At 71.0% G+C, this 7,820-nt stretch carries 6 protein-coding genes; 5 read left to right on the top strand and 1 reads right to left on the bottom strand.

The genetic code is table 11. The features are described 5' to 3' along the window. From ABZS77_RS28745 to ABZS77_RS28760, 4 genes are read left to right on the top strand one after another with little or no spacing between them, the layout of a single operon-like run. Positions 1-984, top strand: a complete 984-nt coding sequence (locus tag ABZS77_RS28745; RefSeq protein ID WP_354829260.1) for an ABC transporter permease — start codon at positions 1-3, stop codon at positions 982-984. Between the two features lie 24 nt (positions 985-1,008). Then, complete coding sequence (locus ABZS77_RS28750; protein ID WP_354829263.1) at positions 1,009-2,181, top strand: ABC transporter substrate-binding protein; 1,173 nt, start codon at positions 1,009-1,011, stop codon at positions 2,179-2,181. Positions 2,182-2,187: 6 nt separating this feature from the next. Beyond that, positions 2,188-3,039 carry a sugar phosphate isomerase/epimerase family protein gene (locus tag ABZS77_RS28755; RefSeq protein WP_354829265.1) on the top strand — a complete coding sequence of 284 codons (852 nt, stop codon included), beginning with the start codon at positions 2,188-2,190 and terminating at the stop codon, positions 3,037-3,039. A gap of 59 nt (positions 3,040-3,098) precedes the next feature. Then, positions 3,099-5,495: a ricin-type beta-trefoil lectin domain protein gene (locus ABZS77_RS28760; RefSeq protein ID WP_354829267.1), complete on the top strand. Its 2,397-nt coding sequence runs from the start codon at positions 3,099-3,101 to the stop codon at positions 5,493-5,495. A 202-nt stretch (positions 5,496-5,697) separates the two neighbouring features. Here ABZS77_RS28760 and ABZS77_RS28765 read toward each other — a convergent pair whose 3' ends face one another. After that, positions 5,698-6,039: a metalloregulator ArsR/SmtB family transcription factor gene (locus ABZS77_RS28765; protein WP_139586681.1), complete on the bottom strand. Its 342-nt coding sequence runs from the start codon at positions 6,037-6,039 to the stop codon at positions 5,698-5,700. Positions 6,040-6,333: 294 nt separating this feature from the next. On the opposite strand from ABZS77_RS28765, the gene ABZS77_RS28770 reads away from it, so the two are divergent. Beyond that, a partial coding sequence (locus ABZS77_RS28770) for a hypothetical protein (RefSeq protein ID WP_354829269.1) occupies positions 6,334-7,820 on the top strand: 1,487 nt, incomplete at its 3' end.

Raw genomic sequence — 7,820 nt, forward strand, 5'->3', positions numbered from 1 at the left:
ATGCAGACGGTCCAGCCCCGTTTCCTGCCGCTGCGGGTGCCACGGCTCCGGCCCGGTGGTGTGCTGCCGATCCTCGCGATCCTGGCGGTGCTGCTGGTGCTCGTCGGCATCCGGCAGCCCGACTTCCTGGCGCCCTCGTCGCTGATGTCGTTCCTCGGTCGTTCGGCGCCGATCATCCTGCTCGCCGCCGGCCAGTACTTCGTGATCGTCTCCGGCGAGTTCGACCTCTCCGTCGGCTCGCTGGTCACCGCGCAGGTGGTCGTCGCGGCCCGGCTGATCGACGGCGATCCGGCGCGTACCTGGCCGGTGGTCCTGCTGCTGCTCGCGTTCGGGGCGGTGGTCGGGCTGATCAACGGCCTGATCACGACGCGACTGCGGGTGCCGTCGTTCATCACCACCCTGGGCATGTTCCTGATCCTCGTCGGCGCCGTGTACCTGTGGTCCGACGGCGCGCCGAAGGGTGGGCTGTCCGAGGAGTTCCGGCGGTTCGGCCGGCGTGCCGTCGAGGACGTGCCGGTGCTCGGCCGTGTGCCGTACGCCCTGCTGGTCCTGCTGGTTCTCGCGGTTCTCGCCGTGCTGCTCATGCGGTCCGACTTCGGCCGGACGCTCGTCGCCGTCGGCGACAATCCGCGCACCGCGGCGCTGAGCGGGGTACGCGTCTGGCGGGCCCGGACCATCGCCTTCGTCCTCAGCGGGCTCGCGGCGGCCGTGGCGGCGATCCTGCTGGGCGGGTACAGCGGTGTTTCGTTCCAGGCCGGTGCGGGTCTGGAGTTCGGGGCGATCACCGCAGTCGTCCTCGGCGGCGTCGCGCTGGGTGGGGGTCGCGGCTCCGTCGTCGGCGCGATGCTCGGCGCGCTGACCCTGGAACTGCTGTTCGCCCTCATGAATTTCTACGGCGTCTCCGGCGCCCTCAGGTCGACCGTCCAGGGCGCGATCATCCTGCTCGCCGTGGCGGTCTCGGCAACCCGTTCTTCGTCGAGATAAGGGGAAACCATAGTGCGACGTTCCATGGCGGCTCTGGCCGCCGTCACCCTGCTGTCCCTCGCCGCCTGCGCCACGGACGAGCCGGCGGCGGGCCCCTCGGGCAGCGCCTCCGCCGCAGCCGGGTCGGGCACCGGGGACCAGTCGAAGTTCTTCGTGCAGGCCGACTACGACGCCGAGCTCGGACTGCTCGACGCCACCGCCACGGGGCCGGCCGACAAGCCGTGGGAGCAGGTGCTCAACCCGAAGATGGTGGACACGGCGAAGTTCAGGAAGAACGGCCCGCACAAGATCTGCTTCTCCAACGCGGCGTTGAACAACCCGTGGCGGCAGGTCGGGTTCAAGACCATGCAGGCCGAGGTCGAGGCGCAGAAGAGTCGGATCAAGGAGTTCGTGCACGTCGACGCCGAGGGCAAGGACCAGAAGCAGATCGCGGACATCAACGACCTGCTCGGCAAGGGTTGCGACGCGCTCATCGTCTCGCCGAACACCACCGCCACCCTCACCCCGGCCGTCGAGGCGGCCTGCAAGGCCGGACTGCCGGTCGTCGTCTTCGACCGCGGTGTCAACACGAAGTGCCCGGTGACGTTCATCAACCCCATCGGCGGCTACGGCTTCGGCCACGTCGGGGCCGAGTTCGTCAGCCAGAAGATGAAGCCCGGCGGCAAGGTCCTCGCCCTGCGGATCCTGCCCGGCGTCGACGTCCTGGAGACCCGCTGGTCGGCGGCGAAGGTCGCGTTCGACAAGGCCAAGGTCGACGTCGTCGGCGTCGAGTTCACCGACGGGGACCCGGCGAAGACCAAGAAGATCGTCGACGACTACATCCAGCGGTACGGCACCATCGACGGCGTCTGGATGGACGCCGGAGCCGTCGCCGTCGCGGCCGTCGAGGCTTTCCAGGACGCGGGCAAGCCCGTTCCCCCGATCAACGGCGAGGACCAGCTCGACTTCCTGAAGATCTGGAAGGACAAGAACCTCACCGCGATCGCGCCGACCTACCCGACGTACCAGTGGCGTACGCCGATCATCGCCGCGCTGCGGATCCTCGACGGCGAGCAGGTGTCCAACCCCTGGAAGCTGCCCCAGCCGACCATCACCCAGGACAACCTGGACCGGTACCTCGACCCGAACATGCCGCCGTTGCACTACGCGATGTGCGGCTGCACCGACCTGCCCGGTTACCCGCAGCGCTGGAAGTAGGTTCCGGTGTACGCCATCGGCGTCAACCCCTGGGTGTGGGCCTCGCCGGTCGACGACGAGGCCCTCGCCGAGCTGATCCCACGGATCGCGGCATTCGGTTTCGACGCGGTCGAGCTGCCGATCGAGCAGCCCGGCGACTGGGACCCGATCCGTACCCGGGACCTGCTGGACGCGCACGGTCTCGTCGCGGCCGGGGTCTGCGCGGTCACCCCGCCGGGGCGGGACCTGGTGGACGCCGCCCCGGCCGTCGTGGAGTCGACAGTCGCGTACCTCATGGGGTGTGTGGCGAGCGCGGCGGCGGTCGGCGCGCCGTGCGTCGGCGGTCCGGTGTACGCCTCGGTCGGCCGCACCTGGCGGATGTCGCCGACGGCCCGCGCGGCCTGCTACGCGGACTTCCGGCGGGCCCTGGCGCCGGTGGCGGAGCAGGCCGGTGAGCGGGGCGTCAGCATCGGTGTGGAGGCGTTGAACCGCTACGAGACAAGCGTCGTCAACACCGTCGAACAGACCCTGGAGCTGATCGACGGCCTGCCACCGAACGTCGGCCTCATGATCGACACCTATCACATGAACATCGAGGAGGCCGACCCCTACGCGGCCCTCTCCGTCGCCGCCGGGCACATCAAGCACGTCCAGGTCAGCGGCACCGACCGGGGCGCTCCCGGTACCGACCACTTCGACTGGCCCCGCTTCTTCACCCTCCTGTGCGACACCGGCTACCAGGGCGCCGTCTGCATCGAGTCGTTCACGGCGGAGAACGAGACCATCGCCACCGCCGCGTCGATCTGGCGGCCGTTGGCCCCCTCGCAGGACCGTCTCGCCACCGACGGTCTGAGCTACCTGCGGGGAGTGCTCGCGTGAACCGCCGCCACCCACCCCGTCCAGGCGCCGCACCCCCTCTCACGTCAGGAGAACCTTCCGTGCCCGTCCCGTCCACCGCACCTCCGCGCCGATTGCTGGCCGCCGCGGCCGCGTCGGCGTTGACCGCTCTGGTCGCGGTGACCGCCTCGGCGTCCCCGGCCCTCGCGGCGACCACCACCCTCTACGCCGCACCCTCCGGCACCGGCACCACCTGCTCCGCGAGCCAACCGTGTTCGCTGACCGCCGCGCAGACCGCGGTGCGGGCGGTCAACAGCGCGATGTCCGGTGACATCGTCGTGGAGCTGGCCAACGGCGCGTACCGCCTCCCGTCGCCGATGCGGTTCACCGCCGCCGACTCGGGCACCAACGGCTACCAGGTGATCTGGCGGGCGGCCGCCGGCGCGCGTCCGACCATCACCGGCGCCCGGGCGGTCACCGGTTGGTCGTTGGTCGACTCCGGGAAGAACATCTGGCGCGCCAACGTCGGAGCCGGGGTCGACAGCCGTCAGCTCTACGTCAACGGTGCCGTCGCCACCCGGGCGCGGACCGCCGTGAACCGGGCCGACTTCACCTTCACCACGTCCGGTATGCGGTTCACCAACAGCGCGCTCAACTACCTCAACAACCTCGGCAACCAGAACCGGGTCGAGGTGGAGAGCGTCGGCTCGTTCACCGACCGGTACTCGCCGGTGCAGAGCATCAGCGGGAACTTCCTGACGATGCAGCAACCCGCCTGGAACAACAACACCTTCGGGTTCGACACCCTGTCCAGGCCGCACCGCGCCGGCCCCTTCTACCTGGCCAACGCGTACGAGTTCCTGGACTCACCGGGGGAGTGGTATCTCAACCCGGGCAGCGGCCAGCTCAACTACATTCCGCTCGCCGGACAGAACATGAGCACCGTCAGCGTGGAGCTGCCGCAGTTGCAGTCGCTGGTGAACGTCGGCGGCACCTACGACGCGCCGGCGCACCACATCTCGTTCAGCGGCATCACCTTCACCGGCACCAGCTGGCTCGGCCCTAGCAGCAGCAACGGTTTCGCCGACCAGCAGACCGGCGCGCACATCGTCGGCACCTGGGCGCGTCCGTCCGACGCGCTGACCTCCTGCCAGGAGGGTTGCCCGCTGTTCGAGGCCACCCGCCCGAGCTGGGCTCAGATGCCCGCAGCCGTGCAGGTCTCGGCGGCCAACACCATCAGCTTCAGTGACTCCCAGTTCGTCAATCTCGGGCAGACCGCGATCGGCATCGGCAACGACGCCAACGCCCACGCCAGCGGCGTCGGCCTGGGGGCCAGCAACATCACGGTCACCCGCTCCGAGATCGCCCGCAACTCGGCCGGCGGCATCGTGGTCGGCGGCGTACGGGCCGACGCCCACCACCCGGGCGACCAGCGGATGGTCAACCGCAACGTCACCGTCAGCAACAACCGGGTGCACGATCTCGGGCTGGACTACCGGGGCGTGGTGTCGATCCTGACCACCTACGTGAACACGGCGCTGGTCTCGCACAACGAGGTCTACAACATGCCGTACACCGGTCTGTCGGTCGGCTACGGCTGGGGTGCCAACGACGCGGGCGGGAGCCAGCACTACGCGAACCGGGGCCTGTACAACTACCAGCCCCGGTACACGACTGCCACCACGGCGGCCAACAACCAGGTGGTCGGCAACTACGTGCACGACGTCATGCAGCAGATGACCGACGGCGGGTGCATCTACACGCTCTCGGCGAACCCCGGCGGCACCATCAACGAGAACCACTGCCTGCGGACGAACGGCTGGTTCGGGCTCTACTTCGACGAGGGTTCCCGTTACTACACCGCCCGTAACAACGTGTTCTCCTCCACCGGCACCTGGGCCACCGCGAACTACTACTACGCGGAGAACATGGGCAACTTCACGGTCACCAACAACTGGTCGACCAACGGCAGCACGAATGTGACGAACGGCGACCGCGGCAACGTCGTCAACGGCAACGTGACGGTCGCCAACGGCAACTGGCCGTCGGGCGCGCAGACGGTGATCAACGCGGCTGGCGTACAGAGCGGCGGCGGCACCAGCCCGCAGAACGTGCAGATCGTGGGCGTCCAGTCGGGCCGGTGCGCCGAGATCGGCGGGTCCAGCACGACCAACGGAACCCAGGCTCAGATCTGGGACTGCATCAGCGGCGCCGCCAACCAGCGGTGGACCTCCACCGCCAGCCGGCAGCTCATGGTCTACGGCACCAAGTGCCTGGACGCCTCCGGCCAGGGCACCAGCAACGGCACCACCGTGGTGATCTGGGACTGCAACGGTCAGGCCAACCAGCAGTGGACCCTGAACGCCAACGGCACGATCACCGGCGTGCAGTCCGGCCTGTGTCTGGACGCGAACGGCGCCGGCACGGCGAACGGCACCAAGCTGATCCTCTGGTCGTGCAACGGTGGCACCAACCAGCAGTGGCAGCTGCGCGGCTGAGACAACGGCGCACGCGCCCACAGGTCCGGGCGGGGGCGGTACCGCCCCGCCCGGACCGGTCCGGCGTCCAACCGGGAGCGTCGGAGGAGACCACCGCGTCGGCCTGCCACGGGCGCGGGTGCGCGCCGGTCGGGGCGCGCGGCGACGACGGCGCCCCCGCCGACGAGGGCGGACCGCCGTGCGGAGGCGCTGCCTCAGGTGCTCAACGAGCCCTCTTCGTCGGCCGCTTGCGCGGCGGCGTCAGCAGGTCCGCGATCGCCCCGATCGCGGACGGCACCAGGCTGTAGTACGCCCAGACGCCGCGCTTGTCGCGCTCGAGCAGACCGGCCTCGGTGAGGATCCGAAGGTGATGGCTCACCGTCGGCTGGGAGAGGCCGAGCGGCGCGGTGAGGTCACTCACCGACGCCTCGCCCTCCGGAGCGGACTGGATCAGGCTGAGAAGTCGCAGCCGAGCCGGGTCGGCGAGTGCCTTGAGCACTCCCGCCAGTCGCTCGGCGTCGACGCGCTTGATCGGCTCGCCAACCAGTGGCGAGATAGCAGGCATATCGGTTTTCGCAGCTCCCACGCCGCCCATAGTCCCACCAACACCACGGATAGACGGGTGGAACCGCCACCAGCACCCGGAAGACGTCATCCGGGTGCTGTCCAGGTCGGCCACCAGGCGCGCACGGCCGACGTACTCGTCGTCACGGTTCGGAACATGAGACCTGTAGCATGCGGCGGACGACGGGCGGCAGCCGTAGCCCGGCTCCGGCACGGCCCAGCGCGCGGTCGCGCCGGATCGGCGGGCATGGCACCGGTGCGGCCGGGGTCGCAGTGAGAGAGGAACCTGCTCGGCGTGTTCCAGGAACCGGACCGGAGTCAGATGACCGGCGGAGAGCCGTTCGGCCCGACGCGCGGCGGCGTGTCGGACAGCACCGCGCCGGAGGCGTGGGACGCGGAACTCGCCAGGGCGGTACGACGGCTCGCCGTGGTCCGCACGGGGTTCTACGTCATCGTCCTGCTGGTCGCGCTCGGCGGTCAGGTGTCCGGGGCGATGGAGCGACTCGACATGCCCTGGTACGTGGCGCTCCCCGCCGTCGGTGCGCTGGAGCTGGGCGGTGTCGTGGTGCTGGCGAACGCCGACCTGCGGCGTCGGCTCGGCGAACAGGCGATCCTGTCCCGCGTGCTGTCGGCCGCCATCGCGGTCGCCGCCGTGGCCTTCAACTGGCTGGCGCACAGCAACCACCTCGAGGGCGGCTTCTACGCCGGCATGTCCCTGCTCGGCTATCTGGTGTGGCTCATGAACACCGGCAACCAGCGGCGGGACCGGCTGCGCGCCAAGCGGCAGCTGCCACCCACGACGCCGGCGTACGAGCCGCTCGGGCACTGGTTGCGACACCCGTGGCTGACCCGTCGTGCCCGCTCGCTGGCCAAGGCCGACCCGGGCCTCGGGCTGTACGCGTCGCTCGACGCGGCCCGCGCGCAGATCCGGGCCGAACGGCGGCAGGCCGCACTCAGCAAGGTGCTGCACCGCAAGATCACCCGAGCGTTGGACGCCACCACGGCCGACATCGCCGTCGCGGTGTACGACCTCGACGAGATCGCCCGGCGGCTGGCCGACCACGCGGACTACGACGGGCTGACCGCGCTGATCGCCGCCGACCTGGCACCCGCGCGGGTCCTGGCCGGCAACCTGCCGACGCGCCGTCGCCGGTGGTGGCGTCGCTCCGGTCGACCCGACCCGGTCGCGCTGGCGTCGGCCGCGCGGCTGCTCGCCGACGCTCCGCAGCGGCTGCTCCCGGACGGTCCCGAGCCGTCCGTACCCGCGGCACCCGAGCCGGTCACGCCTCCGGTCGACGACGGCCCGGCGGCGTCGACGGGCGATCCCTTCGAGCGTCCGAAGACCATCGAGCGGGTCGCCGACGGCCCCGAGCGACCGACGGCACGGCGCTCCCGGGCGACGCCGGAGCGCGGCGGCCAGCCGGCGACCCGGTCGGACGCCTCGGACCAGACCACCTCGACCGCCGAGCAGCCCCGCGCCTCCGAGTGGGCCGCGCTGCACGCGGAACTCGCCCCGCTCCTGCCGGCCGCCGCACCGCGCCGGACGACCCGCACGACGGCGGACCGGTCGGACACCGGCCGGTCGGAGGCATCGCCGACCACCGACGCCCGGGCGGCCGTGACGCCGCCACCCGCGGCACCGCCGACCACCACCGCGCCGACCGCGACCGCGCCGACCGCGACCGTGCCGACCGCGACCGTGCCGGCCGCCGCCGTGCCGACCGCGACCGTGCCGGCCGCCGCCGCGCCGACCGCGACCGTGCCGGCCGCCGCCGCGCCGAC

The organism is Micromonospora sp. NPDC005298, from assembly GCF_040607375.1.
Classification (GTDB): Bacteria; Actinomycetota; Actinomycetes; order Mycobacteriales; family Micromonosporaceae; genus Micromonospora.